The sequence below is a fragment of the Acidovorax sp. SUPP3334 genome, assembly GCF_030159055.1.
Taxonomy (GTDB): domain Bacteria; phylum Pseudomonadota; class Gammaproteobacteria; order Burkholderiales; family Burkholderiaceae_C; genus Paracidovorax.
Genome location: NZ_BQXQ01000008.1, coordinates 1 through 13546, shown reverse-complemented (window position 1 = coordinate 13546; position 13546 = coordinate 1). Strand labels below are relative to the sequence as shown.

Below are 13546 nucleotides of genomic sequence, written 5' to 3'. Positions count from 1 at the left end.
GGGGTCATGGAGCCAGCCGGGCGATCCGCTCGGCTGCCAGGGTGACATGCGACTGCAGGGCGGCAAGACAGGGCTCGAATCCACCGCTGAAGCCTTTGGTCTCCGGCAGGCGCTTCACGAACTCCTGGGCCATGGGCAGCGCCTGGAGCCAAGCCCGGGCGGGCACTTGCTGGCCCACGTTCAACGCCAGCTTGCGCTGCGGAAGATCCCCGCCGGCCGTCGGCGCGAAAGCCATGGGCGTCATGTCGTAAGCGGGTGCCAGCCGGTAAGGGCGGCCTTGTTCCGACATGAACGAAAGATTTCCGCTGTGCATGTCGGTATTGCCGATCAGGGTGCCGAAAGCCCAGAGCAGGCAGGCCCCTTCCACCGCTTCGGGCACGATGATCCGTTCGCGTGCCAATGCCTGCGCGATGTCGGGCCATCGGCCGCCATGACCCACGAATTCCGCGTCCAGCGCCGCGAGAGAGTACAAGGCACGGCGGCCCAGCGCCCCCACCCGGTCGAAACGCTGCACTTCGAGAAACCGCTGCGTGCCATGGTCGATGACACGGGTGAGCGATGCCGCGATTCCAGCGTCTCCCAGCACTTGCAGCGCGATATGTTCCGCCAGCAGGAGGTCACGCCAGCGCTCGCTGACCAAGGTCGGTAGGGATGCGGAAAATTTGACGAGGGTGTGCACGGCCGGCCCGGCTTTCGGTTGCACATAGGCGGTGAACTTCGGTTGTTCACCCGCTGCGGACGACCCCTGCAGTTCGCCACGCGTTGCCGCAGCAGCAAGTTCTGCGTAGGCCCGCGGCCTGCGAGCCGCCGGGATGGGCGTCGGGGCTGGCGCATTGACGAACTGCTCTCGCGCCGCCGACCCCAAAAGAAGGTTGCCTGGCAAGTCGTCTCCTTGGAGCAGCAGCGCGCGCAGCGCATGGGTGTCTCCCCAGTCGCTCAACCGTTCCGGCAGGCCCAGGCGCGCGCCGTGTCGTTGGTTATAGGCCCGCCCCAAATAGCCTTGGGGTCGCATATCGAAGATCCACCAGGGCAAGCCATCGCTGTGAACGCGCTGGCCATCGGCCTGCGCCATCACGAAGCCTTCGGGAGTGACCGGAATCAGCGTGCCGAGTTCGTGGACTTTTCCTTCGGCGGACACACGGTAGACCGGGGCCTGCAAATTCGCACGGGCACCATCCTGGAGTGCATATTGAATAGATCTTGCAGCGCCGATCCGCACCACTTCATCACCCAATGCCTTGAGGGTGCGCGACACCGTAGGCTGGCTGGCACCCAGAGCATTCATGAGGAATTGCGCGGTTCTCGGGCCTTGAAGAAGCATCTTCAGAATCAGTGCGGAATGATGCTCGGCGGCGGACTGCATACCTTTCAGTCTATCTGGATCGAATGCTTTGATGAATAGATCAATGAAAGGATTTTGGCGATGCGGCCGCGCTTCATCTCCTCAACGCGCCACCTCGATTTTCACGCGGTCCGTGTCGGTTCCTACCGTGACCATGAGGCAATCGCCCGACCACTCGGGATCGAGATAGGCGCCCTCTGAAAAGTCCGCTCGTCCGAACCCCTTGCCTTGTCTGTCCGTCAATTCGACATAGCCCGCGCCGCCGCTGTATTTATAGACATTGAGACGATAGCTTCCAGCCCCGCACGCGTCGGTGTGAGCCAGCTTTGCACGGTCGAAGTTTGTGGTGACGAAGAAGAGCGTTGCCGCCACGATGGCCGCGAGCACTCCGCAGACGGTGTGGGGTGGTGGGTCGCTCATGAATTGCTGAATAGTCACGTACTAATGGCGAGCGAATCATAAACCGCGTCATGGCCCGCATGCCCGACCCATCCACACTGGCCGCCGCAAAACTCCAGATCGCGCGCCCTGAGCCCCTTCCCACCCGAAGCCCAACCCATTTGCGCTAACGTCGCCCTCCATGAACCTGTCCTTCTTCCGAATCGGCTGGCGCACGCTGTGGCGTGATCTGCGGGCTGGCGAGCTGCGTCTTTTGATCGTTGCGGTCACGCTGGCCGTGGCGGCCCTCACTTCGGTGGGATTTTTTGCCGACCGGCTGCAGGGCGGGTTGCAGCGCGATGCGTTGCAGCTGCTGGGCGGCGATGTGGTGGTGGCGAGCGACAACCCCACGCCGGCGGCGTTCGTCGAGCGGGCCAGGGCCGCGGGCTTGTCCGCGGTGACCACGCTGGGCTTTCCCACCATGGGCCGAGCGAGCGATGCGCAGGGGGGCGCCAGCCGGCTGGTGGCCTTGAAGAGCGTGGAGCCGGGCTATCCGCTGCGCGGCAGCCTGCAGGTGGCCGATGCGCCGGGCGCGCCCGCGCGGTCCACGCGCGACATTCCAGCCCAGGGTGAGGTGTGGGTGGATGCGCCCGTGCTGGGCTCGCTGGGCCTGCAGATGGGCGATTCGCTGCTGCTGGGCGATGCCCGGTTGCGCATCGCCCGCATCATCGCCATCGAGCCGGACCGGGGAGCGGGCTTCATGAGCTTTGCGCCGCGCGTCATGGTCAATGCGCTCGATCTGCCGGCCACGGGGCTGGTGCAGCCGGCCAGCCGGCTCACCTACCGCTTCGCCGTGGCGGGCGAGGCGCGGGCGGTCAAGCAGTTCGGCGATTGGGCCGTCGAGGCGGTGAAGGCGCCCGAGGTGCATGGCGTGCGCGTGGAGTCGCTGGACAGTGGCCGCCCCGAGATGCGCCAGACGCTGGACCGGGCGCAGAAATTCCTCAACCTGGTGGCGCTGCTCGCGGCGCTGCTGTCGGCCGTGGCCGTGGCGCTGGCGGCGCGCGGCTTTGCCAACGAGCACCTGGATGCGGCCGCGCTGCTGCGCGTGCTGGGCCAGAGCCAGCGCACCATCGCGGGCGGCTACGTGGTGGAGTTCGCGCTGATCGGGCTCTTCGCCAGCGCGCTGGGCGTGCTGCTGGGCTACGCGGTCCACCACGTGTTCGTTCTGCTGCTCGCCGGGCTGGTGGAGACGGCGCTGCCCGCGCCCAGCCTGTGGCCGGTGGCGTTCGGCTTAGGCATGGGCCTCACGCTGATGTTCGCCTTCGGCCTGCCGCCGGTGCTGCAGCTGTCGCAGGTGCCGCCGCTGCGCGTGATCCGGCGCGACCTGGGGGGCTTGAAGCCCGCGTCGCTGGCCGTGCTGGGCGTGGGCGTGGCCGGCTTTGCCGCGCTGCTGCTGGCGGTGAGCAGCGACCTGAAGCTGGGCCTGATCGCCGTGGGCGGTTTTGCGGGCGCGGTGCTGCTGTTCGCCGGCCTTGCGTGGGCGGCGGTGAAGCTGCTGCGCCGCAGCGTGAACGAGGCCACGGCGCCGCGCTGGCTGGTGCTGGCCACGCGCCAGATCTCCGCCCGGCCGGTGTATGCCGTGGTGCAGGTCAGCAGCCTCGCGGTGGGGCTGCTCGCGCTGGTGCTGCTGGTGCTGCTGCGCACTGATCTGATCAGCAGCTGGCAGCGCTCCACGCCGGCCGATGCGCCCAACCGCTTCGTGATCAACGTCATGCCCGACCAGTCGCAGGCGTTTCAGAAGGCGCTGCGCGACGGCGGTGTGGCGCAGTACGACTGGTATCCCATGATCCGTGGCCGCCTGGTGGCCATCAACGGCCGGGACGTGGGCACCAGCGATTACACCGACGACCGGGCCAAGCGCCTGGTGGACCGCGAATTCAATCTCTCGAACGCCGAGCAGGCGCCCGGCCACAACCCCATCGTGGCCGGCCGCTGGACACCGGGCGAGAAAGACTCGGTGAGCGTGGAAGAAGGCATTGCCGAAACGCTGGGCCTGAAGCTCGGCGACACGCTGCGCTTTGACATCGGGGGCGCGATGAGCGAGGCCCGCATCACCAGCCTGCGCAAGGTGGACTGGGGCTCGCTGCGCGCCAATTTCTTCGTGATGTACACCGTGGACCAACTGCCGCCCGAGCTGCCGGTGACGTACCTGGCCGCCTACCGCGCGCCGGCCACGCCCGGCTTCGACAACACGCTGGTGCGGGCGTTTCCCAACATCACCAACGTGGACATGAGCGCCACGCTGGCCCAGGTGCAGGGCGTGCTCGGGCAGGTGATCCGCGCGGTGGAGTTTCTCTTCGGCTTCACGCTGGCGGCGGGGCTGGTGGTGCTGTTCGCCGCCGTGACGGCCACGCGCGAGGAACGGGCGCGCGAGTTCGCCATCATGCGGGCCGTCGGCGCGCGGGCCAGCCTGCTGCGCCAGGTGCAGCGGGCCGAGCTGGCGGGCGTGGGGCTGCTGGCGGGCTTTCTTGCCAGCGTGGTGGCCGTGGCGGTGGGCTGGGCGCTGGCGCGCTACGTGTTCGACTTCGCCTGGACGGCCACGCCGTGGGTGCCGCTGATCGGTGCGCTGGCAGGGGCCGTGCTGGCGCTGGCGGCCGGCTGGTGGGGCCTGCGCGATGTGCTGCGCCGCCCCGTGGTGGAGACGTTGCGCCGGGCGGCGGAGTAGGGCGGCGGAACAGGGCGGCCGGGAAGCATTGATCGAGAACGCTCCTTTTTTGATAGCTATATCCCCTAGAGGAATATGCGCTGGAGGGCTTTTTGATTCAAACGCTGGTGGCTCGGTGGTCCTGAAACAGCCGCTCGCTGATGAAGTCCACGAACGCCCGCACCTTGGGCGATGGCTGCCGGCTCTACGGCCACAGCGCCGAGAACTGCCCGGTGTGCACCAGGTGCGTGGCCAGTACCTGCTGCAGTTCGCCCCGCTCGATGGCGTCCTTCGCCAGGAAGTCGGGCATTTAGACCAGGCGGTCGTTGAAGTCCAGCTCCAGTTCCACGTCGGGGTAGAGCGCCTTGAACTCGGGCAGGCTCACCCGCAGGCGCCCGCGCGGGGCCTGTCCCGTGCCCGGGCGCTGCTGCCCCGGCTCTCGCAGGACGAGCTGCAGCGGCGCTACGACCATGTCTTCGCCGCCTTGCTGCGCGTGCTGGCCGGGGTGACCGTGTTCACGGCAGTGGCGGTGTTCGCCTGCGTGCGGTCGGGCGGCGAACGCGGGGCGGCGCTTTCTACAATCGAGGGCTGGATTGCTCCCCTTCGCCCGCCGCCATGTCCCTGTCCGAATCCCCGCCCGCGCCCGCCGCCCCTGCCACGCCCTTCGAATGGATCGGCGGCGAAGAGCGCGTGCGCGCGCTGGTCGATCGCTTCTACGACCTGATGGACCTGGAACCCGGCTATGCCGAACTGCGCGCAGCGCACGGCAGCACCCTGGCGGACGCGCGCGACAAGCTGTTCTGGTTCCTGTGCGGCTGGCTCGGCGGGCCCGACCACTACCAGAGCCGCTTCGGCCACCCGCGCCTGCGCATGCGGCACATGCCGTTTTCCATCGGCATCAAGGAGCGCGACCAGTGGGTCGATTGCATGGACCAGGCCATGGGCGAGACCGGCGTGCCCGCCGACCTGCGCACCCGCCTGCGCGAGAGCTTCATGGGCACGGCCGACTGGATGCGCAACCGCGGCGGTTGACCGGCCAGCGCGGCATCAATAAATCCGTTTGCTATTGTTTTTGTAGCTGCATGCCGGCGTTTTTATTGCGCTGGAGGCCTTTTTGGCGCGCATTCCACCCGCGGCACCTGCCGCCCTGCCCACAGATTCACCCCCCCGAAAAAAGGAAATGGCGATGTCTTGCGATGCACGGTTCGAAGAGGAAGCACAGGCCCTGGGCCATCGGTTCGATGGCGAGATCAAGATCGGCGGCAACTACGTTCCGCTGGTGCGCGACGGCCGGCAGATCTACCTGAGCGGGCAGATTCCGCGCGTGGGCGATACCGTGGTGGTGACCGGCGCCGTGGGCGCACACGCGCACCTCGGTCGGCGTGCTGCAACTGCCCAAGAACGCCTCGGTCGAGGTGGACCTGATCGCCGTCGCGGACTGAACGCGCGCCGGCCGGGTGGGCATCGGCCATCGGGTGCATGCGGGTGGGCGGCTCGGGCAAGGGCACGTCCAAGTACCGGCTGGATCTGTCCAGGTAACGCGGCTTGGCTGGCGGGCTTCATCGGCTCGCCGGCCATGACCCGCCATTCATGGAGCGCGGCTGGCTGTCCAACTCCATCGGGCGGCTGCGCTGCACCAGCCGATCAGGCCCTGGGTGCTCGCGCATGCCAGGGCCTGATGCTCTGCGGCTGCCGGCAGCCGCGTGAAATCAATCGTCCAGCCGTTCGCTGATCACCTTGCCGGTGGTGGGCTCCACGCGCAGCTCCACCGACAGGTTGGCCAGGTTGGTGGCCTCGGCCTCCCAGTAGCCGTCTTCGTATTCGATGCCGTGCACCCGGGTGTAGCCGGCCTGCTGCAGGGCCTGCAGCACCTGGTCGGCGCCCAGCACCGGCTGGTTGTTGACCGTGCCGCCGCTGCGGCCCACCTGGCTCAGCACCTCCAGCGTGACGGGGTGCAGCACGAACTCCACCTTCTCGGCCTGGTTGGCGGACTGGCGCGCCTTGGCTTCCCAGAAGCCGTCGTCCAGCTCCACGTCGTACACGAAGCCGTAGCCCCTGGCGCGCAGCGCCTGCGCCACCCGATCCACGCTGGGCAGCGCGCCGCCGATGTCGCTCTTGCGCACGGTGGTGAGGGTGCCGTCCGCGTCGTTGACCAGCACGTCCACGCGCAGGCCATCGAGGGCGACGGCATCGGCGCTCCAGTAGCCGTATCGCTTTTGCAGGTCCTGCGGCGCGACGTACTGGTGCTGGGTGATCACGTTGGCGGCTTCCTGGGCCGTCAGCGCCCATGCCATGGAAGGAATGGCGGCGGATGCGGCGGCAGCGGCGGCGATGGCCAGGGTCACGGCGGTCTTTTTCATGGTGCTTTTTCCTTTCGGGTTGCGGTGGTGGTTGCAGGGGTTTGCAAGAACTGGGGGCAGTGTGCGCAACCGTTCCTAAACCTTCCATGAAGCGCCCGTTCATGGGCCGTTTAACCGCGCCGGCAATAATCCCGCGATGAAAAACCGGACCCTGGGCCTCTGCGCACTGCGGGCCGCCGCCTGCCTGGCGGCGGCGCTGGCGTGCGTGCAGGCGCCTGCGGCCGAGCAGGACGCGGCGCGGCGCGGCGTGCTGAACGGCCAGCTCAAGCCCCTCAACAGCATCATTGCGGACATCAGCCGCCAGTACGCCGGCCGGGTCATCGAAGTCGAGAGCAAGCGCGGGCGCAAGGGCGAGCTGCGCTACGAGATCACCGTGATCGATGCGCGGGGCAACAAGCGCGAAGTGCTGGTGGACGCCGCCACCGGCTCCGTGGTGGCACAGGAGCGCGATGGCCCCGCGCAACCCGTCACGCTGGCGCAGATGGCCAGGTACATCCGGCAGGTGGAGCAGCGCTACGGCTCGCGCGTGGTCAATGCCGAGTTCGAGCGCGACGCCCAGGGCAAGGCCGTGTACGAGGTCAAGCTGTCGGACCGGCCCGCCGGCGAGTTGAAGCTGCTGCTGGACGTCAACACCGGCGAGGTGCTGCACCCGCCCCAGGCCTCCTCCGCGCCGGCTGCGACCAAGTCCATGGACGCGGTGCTGGAATCGCTGCAGCCGCGCTTTTCCGGACTGGTGCTGGAGATCGAACTGGAAACCGACCACCGGCGCCGCGCCTACTACAGCGTGGAGCTGCAGCAGCCCAACGGCTTCAAGCTGGAGCTGGAGGTCGATGCCGTCACCCTCGAAGTCATACGGCGAAAGGCGGACGACTGATGCGCATATTGGTCGTGGAAGACGATGCCGCGCTGGCCGCGCAACTGCGCACGGCGCTGGAGGCCGCGGGGTTCGCGGTGGATGTGGAGCACGACGGCGAGGCCGCCTCTTTTGCCGGCAGCGCCGAAGCCTACAGCGCCGCCGTGCTGGACCTGGGGCTTCCGCTCAAGGACGGCCTGAGCGTGCTGCGCGACTGGCGCGAGGCGGGCTGCGGCTGGCCCGTGCTGGTGCTCACCGCCCGCAACCGCTGGAGCGACAAGGTCGCCGGCTTCAACGCAGGCGCCGACGACTACCTGACCAAGCCGTTCCTCATGGACGAAGTGGTGCTGCGCCTGCGCGCCATGCTGCGCCGCGCCGCCGGCTCGACCGCCGCCGTGCTGCGGGCCGGCCCGCTGGAATACGACGTGGTGCAGGGCCGCTTTTCGCTGCAGGGGCAAAGCCTGCAGCTCACCGCGCAGGAGCACAAGATTCTTGCGTACTTCATGCACCACCCGGGCAAGCTGCTTACCCGCACCGACATCGGCGAGCACGTGTACGCGCGCGATCTCGACCCCGACTCGAACACGCTGGATGTGCTGATCGGCCGCATCCGCCGAAAGCTCGGCGGCTCGCCCCAGTTGGTGACCGAGCGCGGCCAGGGCTTTCGGCTGGTCTTTCCCGAGGTGCCCGGCTGATGCGCCGCGCCGGCCAGCGATGACGCAAAGCCGCCCCGGCCCGAGCGGCGAATCCAAGGCGCAGCCCACGCCGGCCCGGGGTTTTGTGGCCTGGGCGCTCGCGCTGGCCCAATGGCCCATGGCCACGCGCATCGCGGTGCTGGCGCTGGTTCCCATGCTGCTGCTGGTGGCTGCGGGCGGCCTGTGGCTGCGCGGGCAGATGGAGCAAAGCCTGCTGGGCGGCTTCGAGCAGATCCTTCGCGAAAAGGCCCAGCGCGTGGGCGCGCGGCTGCAGCGGGAACCGGCAGGCGGCCTGCGCGAGGCCTCCGGCGGTGCGGACGAATTCAGCGCCATTTACGCCGGCTGGTACTGGCGTGCTTTCGCAGGCGGCGAAGTGCTGCGCTCGCGGTCGCTGTGGGACATGGACCGCCTGCCCATCGGGCCGAAACCCGCGCGCGGCTCCCAGGTGTTGCACCTGGCCACCGGGCCGCTGCAGGAGCCCCTGCTCGCGCTGACCGTGCCCATCACCCTGGGCCAGCCCCCCGCGCCGGTGGCGCTCACCGTGTACGGGCCCGCCGGGCAACTGCAGGGCAGCCTGCGGCAGATCGACCGCACCCTGGTGCTGGCCGGGCTGACGCTGATGCTGCTGGCCGGCGGCCTGGCCTGGCTGCAGGTGCGCGTCGGCCTGGCACCGCTGCGGCGGCTGGAGGCGCTGCTGGCGGCCCTGCGGGCGCCCGAAGGGCAGCACACCGATGTGGCGGCGCATCTGTCCGAGCACCTGGCCGCCCCCACGGGGCGTGACCTGCAGCCCTTGCAAAACGAACTGGCCGGCCTGCTCGCCCACAACGCCCATGTGGTGGCGCGGGCCCGCGCCCACGCCGTGGACCTGAACCACGCCCTCAAGAAACCCCTGGCGCTGCTGAGCGCGCAGGCCAGCGCCCATCCCCAGGTGGCCAGCCACGAGGTGCAGCAGCAGGTCGATGCGATGGCCCAACTGGTGGACCGCTACCAGGGCCGCACCCTGAGCGATGCGCTGCACGCCCACCCCGGCGCTGCGGGCCAGGCGGTGGATGTGCGGGAGTGCGCATCGCAGGTGCTGTCGATGATGCGGCGCCTGCACGCCGCGCAAGCGCTGGACTGGTCGCTGCAGGACCACGCCGCGGGCCCCCTGCGGTGGCGCGGCGAGCGGGCCGATCTGGAAGAAGTGCTGGGCAACCTGCTGGACAACGCGGGCAAGTGGGCCGCCTCGCAGGTGCGGCTCACGCTGGCGGCGGGCCCGGCCGTGGAAGAGGGCGCCGAGCACCCCGGCCTGCGCATCGACATCGAAGACGACGGCCCCGGCATGACGGCCGAGCAGTTGCAGGCGGCCGGTCAACGCGGCCTGCGGTTCGACGAAACGGTGCAGGGCAGCGGCCTGGGCCTGGCCATCGCCAGCCAGATCGTGCAGGCTTACGGCGGCGGCCTGCACCTGGGCAAGAGCGACAGCCTCAAGGGCTTGTCGGTGCGGGTCGAGATGCGGGGGCTGGTGCCGGGGCCGCGCAGTCGGGGCGCCTGACCGGACAGCGGCTCAGTGCTCCCGCCGCTGCACCGGCTGCAGCAGCACCACCAGCGCACCCGCGCCGCCCTCGGCGGGCCGCGCCTGCACGAAGGCCAGCACCTCTTTCTTTTGCACCAGCCAGCTTTGCACGCGGCCCTTGAGCACCGGCGTCTTGCCGGGCGAGCCCAGGCCTTTTCCGTGCACCACGCGCACGCAACGCAGGCCGATGCGGTGCGCCAGGCGGATGAAGTCGCCCAGCGCCTCGCGCGCTTCGTCGGTGCGCAGGCCGTGCAGGTCGAGCTGGCGCTGAATGCTCCAGTGGCCCGCGCGCAGGCGGCGCGTCACCTCGGGGCCGATGCCGCTGCGGCGGTAGCTCATCTGATCGTCCACATCCAGCAGGGTCGTCACGTCGAACTCGTCGCTGATGGATTCCATCAGCACCCGTTCTTCGTCCAGCTCGCGCTGCACGGGCAGCGGCTCGGGCGGCAGGGGCCGGTGCCAGCGCCGGTCGTGCTGGCCGCGCAGGGCCTGCACGGGCCCGACGGCGTTCTCGAACAGCATCAGCTCGGCCCGCGCACGTCGCGCGGCCTCCTGCCGCTCGCGCAGCAGCCGGGCCTCGCGCTCGGCCGCCTCTGCCAGGGCCTGGCGCATCGGCTGGAGATCCTGCAAGGACTTCACTTTCATGCGCCGGTTGTACCCCAAGTGCAAAGGCCCCCGCCGCGTGCGTGGCAGAGCCCCGGAGGCGGCGCGGGCCATGGGCCTTGAGTCACACCCAGAGATCGTTCAGGGCCGTTCGCTCGCCGCCGCTGTCGCCGGTGTTGACCACGCCGCGCGGCTCCACCAGCAGCAGCCAGACCTCGCCCAGCGCGCACGGCCGGTGCTGGGTGTTTTTCGGGCGCGCTCCAGATCGGCGAGCGTGACCGGCGTGGCCGCATGCAGGTGGTCGTGCAGGAAATGCCGCGCGCGTTCGGCCGCCGCAGCATCGCAGGCCCTGCGCCCGCGCGGCTGGCCCGCCGCCGCGCACAGCCCCTGGGCGAGGTCGAAAAGCGCATCCTGCTCTTGCAGCGCGTCGAGCGGGCCGTCCATGCGCTGCAGCAGGGTCTGGATCGGCCCGGCGAGCCGTGGGTCGTCGCTGATGCCGCCCGCCACGAAAGGCAGCGGCAGGCCGCCCAACATCGGCTGCAGCAGCGCGGGCGGCACGTACACCATGCGGTAGCGAAAGCCGTCCCCGGTGCCCGCATGGCCGTCGTGCAGCTCGTCGGGGTGCAGCACGATGGTCTGGCCCGGCAGGCTGTCGCGGCGGCTGCGCTGGTAGCGAAAGCTCTGCACGCCCGCCAGCGTGCGGCCGATGGCGTAGGTATCGTGCCGGTGCGGCGCGTAGCCGTGGTTCTGGAAATACGCCTCGATGCACGGCAGGCCGGCTTCGTGGCCATTGCCCTCGGCCGCCTGCACGACCCAGTCGCGGGGGGATGGCAGCCCGTTCATGGCGCGGCCGTCCCCGTGGCCGCCGGGCGGTATTCCACCGCGATGAACTGCGTGGCCTGCGCCGGGTTGAAGTTGTCGTCGCTCACGAACACGATCACGCGCCCGCCCGTGGGCAGCGGCGGGCCCCAGGCCATGCCTTCCAGGTTGTCCAGCGTGCCGGCGCCCAACTGGCCCAGGTCGGCCACCAGCGTCTTCGGCGTGGCCGTGTCAAGGGCGGTGCCCTCGGTTTTCAGCGCGGGCAGCGCCAGCGTGTCGCTGCCCGCGCGGGTGTCGATGCGATACAGCCGCGCGGAAAAGCCCGCGCCTGCGCTGTAGCTGCGCTCCAGCACCAGCAGGTGGTGCGGCCCGTCCGCCAGGATCTCGCTCACGCCGTTCCATTGCGGCCCCCAGGGGATGCGGCGTGCGTGGGCGACGGCGTCCGGCACGTAGGCGATCTGGCGCAGCGCCTCGCCGCTCGCGATGTCGATGGCCGTGATGCGCAGCGGCCCGCCCGGCGCCTGCGGCGTGGGCCGGGGGCCGTCCTGCACCCAGGCCGCCTCCATGGCCAGCCAGGCGGTGCGGCCGTCGGGCGAGAGCGCAAGACCCTCCAGCGTGGCATTGGCGCGCGGGCCGCGCTGGCGGTCGGCGGAAGGGGTGAAGGCTGCGGGCAGCGGGAAATTCCGAACCCACGCGCCATCTGCCCGGGCTTCGCGCAACTGCGGCCCGAATCCGCGCGCGAAGTCGCCTTCGCTCGTCCACAGCAAACCGTCTCCGCCCGGCAGCCAGCGCACGGCCTCCGCATCGGGCACGTCCACACCGGGCTCTGGCCGGCGGGGCGAGGGAAAGGGCGCGCCGCTGGCCTGGCGCAGCGGCGCGGTGCCGGTGATCGCGGGAGCCTCCATCTGCGTGGCGGTGTAGCGCAGCGTGGCGGTGTAGATGCGCACCGGCTGCAGGGCCGAGCGGTCATCGCTGATCAGCAGCCAGCGGCCCCGCACCGGGTCGTAGTCGATGCCCGAGATACCGCCGAAGGTCGTGCCCAGCACCTCGGTGCCCGGGGCGATGGCGGCGGTGCCGATCAGGCGCAGCGCGGGGGGCGCGGTGGCGGGCGCTGGCTCAGGGGCCTGCCGCGCGCCAGTGCAGGCCGTCAGCAGCGCGGCCGATGCTGCAGCGCAGGCTGCCCGGCATCCCCAGGGGCGTTGTCTCACAGGCGGCGGGCGGGTCGCTGGCATGGCGCGCAGTGTAGGAGCGACTCTCAAAACCCTCTCTGCCCTGTCCTTCCTGCTGGCCTGCGCCGCGCTTTTGTCCGCGTGCGGCGGGGGCAGCGATTCCCTGGATGGACGCGCAGCCTCGCTCACCGTGACCAATGCCTCGGTCAGCGGCCTGGACGGCGCTTATGGCGACGGAAACATCAACGCCATCGAAGTCACCAAGCTGCCCGCCACCGGCACAGACCCCGAGATGTGCAGCTTCGGCTTCGACGGGGCCGACCGGGTGGGCGGCGACGGCACGGCCTCCGGCACGGTGCGCTACGCGACCAATGCCGATTCGCTCTACCGGCTGATCCTGAACGTGCGCGGCCGCGAGTTCGCCACCGCCAATGGCGATGGCGACGACACCGACGTGCACCACAGCCGCGATTACCTGGAGATCGTCAACAAGCGCCTGACGGCCACGGACGGCACGGGTGACACACTGCGGGTCACCGGCCTGCTCACCCTGCGCGGAAACCGGCCGGCGGGGTGCTGAGCGGATGCAGCGGTCGCTCGATCAAAGAGCGGGTTCTTCGCTGACCTGGACAGGGCGGGGGTGGCCGCCGAGCGCGCCTGCTCGTTCACCCATTCCAAGCTCCTGCCTTTAGAACGGAACGGCTTAAAGAACCGAGCGCAGCGGTTCTGGCCGGGCGCCGTATCGCAGGCAGTACTGCAATGCGGCAACGATGCAGGAAGGGTTCTGTTTAGCCGCTCTTTCGGTGGGCGCGGCCTTGGCGGTATCCCACTATGGCGCCAAGAAGGTTCTATGCCGTTTCGAGTGGAACTTGACCTCAGGGAACGCGCGGGGTAATGCGATAGTGCTGGGCTGAAGCGGAGGCAAGAAGATGAGCGTTGGCGTAGAGACCTTGTTCACGGCGGCGCTGGGTTTGCAGGCACCGTGGTCGGTCAGCGAGGTGGACCTCAAGACGGCCAAACGGCGCATTGATTTCAAGGTCACCTGTGGCGAGCACAGGCTGGCGTGCC

Annotated in this window: 14 protein-coding genes and 1 pseudogene; 7 read left to right on the top strand and 8 right to left on the bottom strand. The window is 69.5% G+C overall.

Annotation, left to right across the window (positions count from 1 at the left end):
* Nucleotides 1-4 precede the first annotated feature (4 nt).
* Both yjjJ and AVHM3334_RS05935 read right to left on the bottom strand, forming a co-directional pair.
* The gene (yjjJ, locus tag AVHM3334_RS05940; protein WP_284410501.1) at nt 5-1363 is read right to left on the bottom strand and encodes a type II toxin-antitoxin system HipA family toxin YjjJ; all 1359 of its coding nucleotides are present in this window, start codon (nt 1361-1363) and stop codon (nt 5-7) included.
* 81 nt (nt 1364-1444) lie between these two features.
* The gene (locus tag AVHM3334_RS05935) at nt 1445-1762 is read right to left on the bottom strand and encodes a hypothetical protein (RefSeq protein ID WP_284410499.1); all 318 of its coding nucleotides are present in this window, start codon (nt 1760-1762) and stop codon (nt 1445-1447) included.
* Nucleotides 1763-1922: 160 nt separating this feature from the next.
* Here AVHM3334_RS05935 and AVHM3334_RS05930 point away from each other — a divergent pair, with 160 nt between their 5' ends.
* Nucleotides 1923-4445, top strand: a complete 2523-nt coding sequence (locus AVHM3334_RS05930; RefSeq protein ID WP_284410497.1) for an ABC transporter permease — start codon at nt 1923-1925, stop codon at nt 4443-4445.
* A gap of 97 nt (nt 4446-4542) precedes the next feature.
* Here AVHM3334_RS05930 and AVHM3334_RS05925 read toward each other — a convergent pair.
* Together AVHM3334_RS05925 and AVHM3334_RS24025 are read right to left on the bottom strand one after the other, a co-directional pair.
* Nucleotides 4543-4734 (bottom strand): annotated as a pseudogene (locus AVHM3334_RS05925) (LysR substrate-binding domain-containing protein); the annotation flags it as partial.
* Nucleotides 4735-4896: a hypothetical protein gene (locus AVHM3334_RS24025; RefSeq protein ID WP_502869863.1), complete on the bottom strand. Its 162-nt coding sequence runs from the start codon at nt 4894-4896 to the stop codon at nt 4735-4737.
* A 143-nt stretch (nt 4897-5039) separates the two neighbouring features.
* On the opposite strand from AVHM3334_RS24025, the gene AVHM3334_RS05920 reads away from it, so the two are divergent.
* Nucleotides 5040-5456, top strand: coding sequence for a group II truncated hemoglobin (locus tag AVHM3334_RS05920; protein WP_284410495.1), 417 nt, complete (start codon nt 5040-5042; stop codon nt 5454-5456).
* Nucleotides 5457-5610: 154 nt separating this feature from the next.
* Nucleotides 5611-6156, top strand: coding sequence for a RidA family protein (locus AVHM3334_RS24020; RefSeq protein WP_502869862.1), 546 nt, complete (start codon nt 5611-5613; stop codon nt 6154-6156).
* Here the strand turns inward: AVHM3334_RS24020 and AVHM3334_RS05910 are convergent.
* Nucleotides 6134-6784: a PepSY domain-containing protein gene (locus tag AVHM3334_RS05910; protein WP_284410493.1), complete on the bottom strand. Its 651-nt coding sequence runs from the start codon at nt 6782-6784 to the stop codon at nt 6134-6136. The genes AVHM3334_RS24020 and AVHM3334_RS05910 overlap by 23 nt on opposite strands.
* A 136-nt stretch (nt 6785-6920) precedes the next feature.
* Between AVHM3334_RS05910 and AVHM3334_RS05905 the strand changes: the two genes are divergently transcribed.
* From AVHM3334_RS05905 to AVHM3334_RS05895, 3 genes are read left to right on the top strand one after another with little or no spacing between them, the layout of a single operon-like run.
* A complete protein-coding gene (locus tag AVHM3334_RS05905) occupies nt 6921-7658 on the top strand; it encodes a PepSY domain-containing protein (protein WP_284410492.1) in 738 nt (245 codons plus the stop codon).
* A complete protein-coding gene (locus AVHM3334_RS05900; RefSeq protein WP_284410490.1) occupies nt 7658-8332 on the top strand; it encodes a response regulator transcription factor in 675 nt (224 codons plus the stop codon). Before AVHM3334_RS05905 ends, AVHM3334_RS05900 begins: the two co-directional genes overlap by 1 nt.
* A 19-nt stretch (nt 8333-8351) precedes the next feature.
* Nucleotides 8352-9866, top strand: a complete 1515-nt coding sequence (locus AVHM3334_RS05895; protein ID WP_284410488.1) for a sensor histidine kinase — start codon at nt 8352-8354, stop codon at nt 9864-9866.
* Between the two features lie 12 nt (nt 9867-9878).
* Here the strand turns inward: AVHM3334_RS05895 and AVHM3334_RS05890 are convergent, their stop codons facing one another.
* The 3 genes from AVHM3334_RS05890 to AVHM3334_RS05880 form a co-directional block, all read right to left on the bottom strand.
* Nucleotides 9879-10532, bottom strand: a complete 654-nt coding sequence (locus AVHM3334_RS05890) for a Smr/MutS family protein (RefSeq protein ID WP_284410486.1) — start codon at nt 10530-10532, stop codon at nt 9879-9881.
* Nucleotides 10533-10631: 99 nt separating this feature from the next.
* Entirely contained in the window at nt 10632-11333 is a 702-nt protein-coding gene (locus AVHM3334_RS05885) for an AraC family ligand binding domain-containing protein (protein ID WP_284410484.1), read from the bottom strand.
* Nucleotides 11330-12541 carry an esterase-like activity of phytase family protein gene (locus tag AVHM3334_RS05880; protein WP_284410481.1) on the bottom strand — a complete coding sequence of 404 codons (1212 nt, stop codon included), beginning with the start codon at nt 12539-12541 and terminating at the stop codon, nt 11330-11332. Before AVHM3334_RS05880 ends, AVHM3334_RS05885 begins: the two co-directional genes overlap by 4 nt.
* Here AVHM3334_RS05880 and AVHM3334_RS05875 point away from each other — a divergent pair.
* The gene (locus AVHM3334_RS05875) at nt 12540-13058 is read left to right on the top strand and encodes a hypothetical protein (RefSeq protein WP_284410479.1); all 519 of its coding nucleotides are present in this window, start codon (nt 12540-12542) and stop codon (nt 13056-13058) included. The genes AVHM3334_RS05880 and AVHM3334_RS05875 overlap by 2 nt on opposite strands.
* The last annotated feature ends 488 nt before the right edge of the window (nt 13059-13546 follow it).

What these genes read in the sequence shown, in the direction of transcription:
- yjjJ (WP_284410501.1), bottom strand. Translation starts at nt 1,363, where the DNA reads ATGCAGTCCGCCGCCGAGCATCATTCCGCACTGATTCTGAAGATGCTT.
- AVHM3334_RS05935 (WP_284410499.1), bottom strand. Translation starts at nt 1,762, where the DNA reads ATGAGCGACCCACCACCCCACACCGTCTGCGGAGTGCTCGCGGCCATC.
- AVHM3334_RS05930 (WP_284410497.1), top strand. Translation starts at nt 1,923, where the DNA reads ATGAACCTGTCCTTCTTCCGAATCGGCTGGCGCACGCTGTGGCGTGAT.
- AVHM3334_RS24025 (WP_502869863.1), bottom strand. Translation starts at nt 4,896, where the DNA reads ATGGTCGTAGCGCCGCTGCAGCTCGTCCTGCGAGAGCCGGGGCAGCAG.
- AVHM3334_RS05920 (WP_284410495.1), top strand. Translation starts at nt 5,040, where the DNA reads ATGTCCCTGTCCGAATCCCCGCCCGCGCCCGCCGCCCCTGCCACGCCC.
- AVHM3334_RS24020 (WP_502869862.1), top strand. Translation starts at nt 5,611, where the DNA reads ATGTCTTGCGATGCACGGTTCGAAGAGGAAGCACAGGCCCTGGGCCAT.
- AVHM3334_RS05910 (WP_284410493.1), bottom strand. Translation starts at nt 6,784, where the DNA reads ATGAAAAAGACCGCCGTGACCCTGGCCATCGCCGCCGCTGCCGCCGCA.
- AVHM3334_RS05905 (WP_284410492.1), top strand. Translation starts at nt 6,921, where the DNA reads ATGAAAAACCGGACCCTGGGCCTCTGCGCACTGCGGGCCGCCGCCTGC.
- AVHM3334_RS05900 (WP_284410490.1), top strand. Translation starts at nt 7,658, where the DNA reads ATGCGCATATTGGTCGTGGAAGACGATGCCGCGCTGGCCGCGCAACTG.
- AVHM3334_RS05895 (WP_284410488.1), top strand. Translation starts at nt 8,352, where the DNA reads ATGACGCAAAGCCGCCCCGGCCCGAGCGGCGAATCCAAGGCGCAGCCC.
- AVHM3334_RS05890 (WP_284410486.1), bottom strand. Translation starts at nt 10,532, where the DNA reads ATGAAAGTGAAGTCCTTGCAGGATCTCCAGCCGATGCGCCAGGCCCTG.
- AVHM3334_RS05885 (WP_284410484.1), bottom strand. Translation starts at nt 11,333, where the DNA reads ATGAACGGGCTGCCATCCCCCCGCGACTGGGTCGTGCAGGCGGCCGAG.
- AVHM3334_RS05875 (WP_284410479.1), top strand. Translation starts at nt 12,540, where the DNA reads ATGGCGCGCAGTGTAGGAGCGACTCTCAAAACCCTCTCTGCCCTGTCC.
- AVHM3334_RS05880 (WP_284410481.1), bottom strand. Translation starts at nt 12,541, where the DNA reads ATGCCAGCGACCCGCCCGCCGCCTGTGAGACAACGCCCCTGGGGATGC.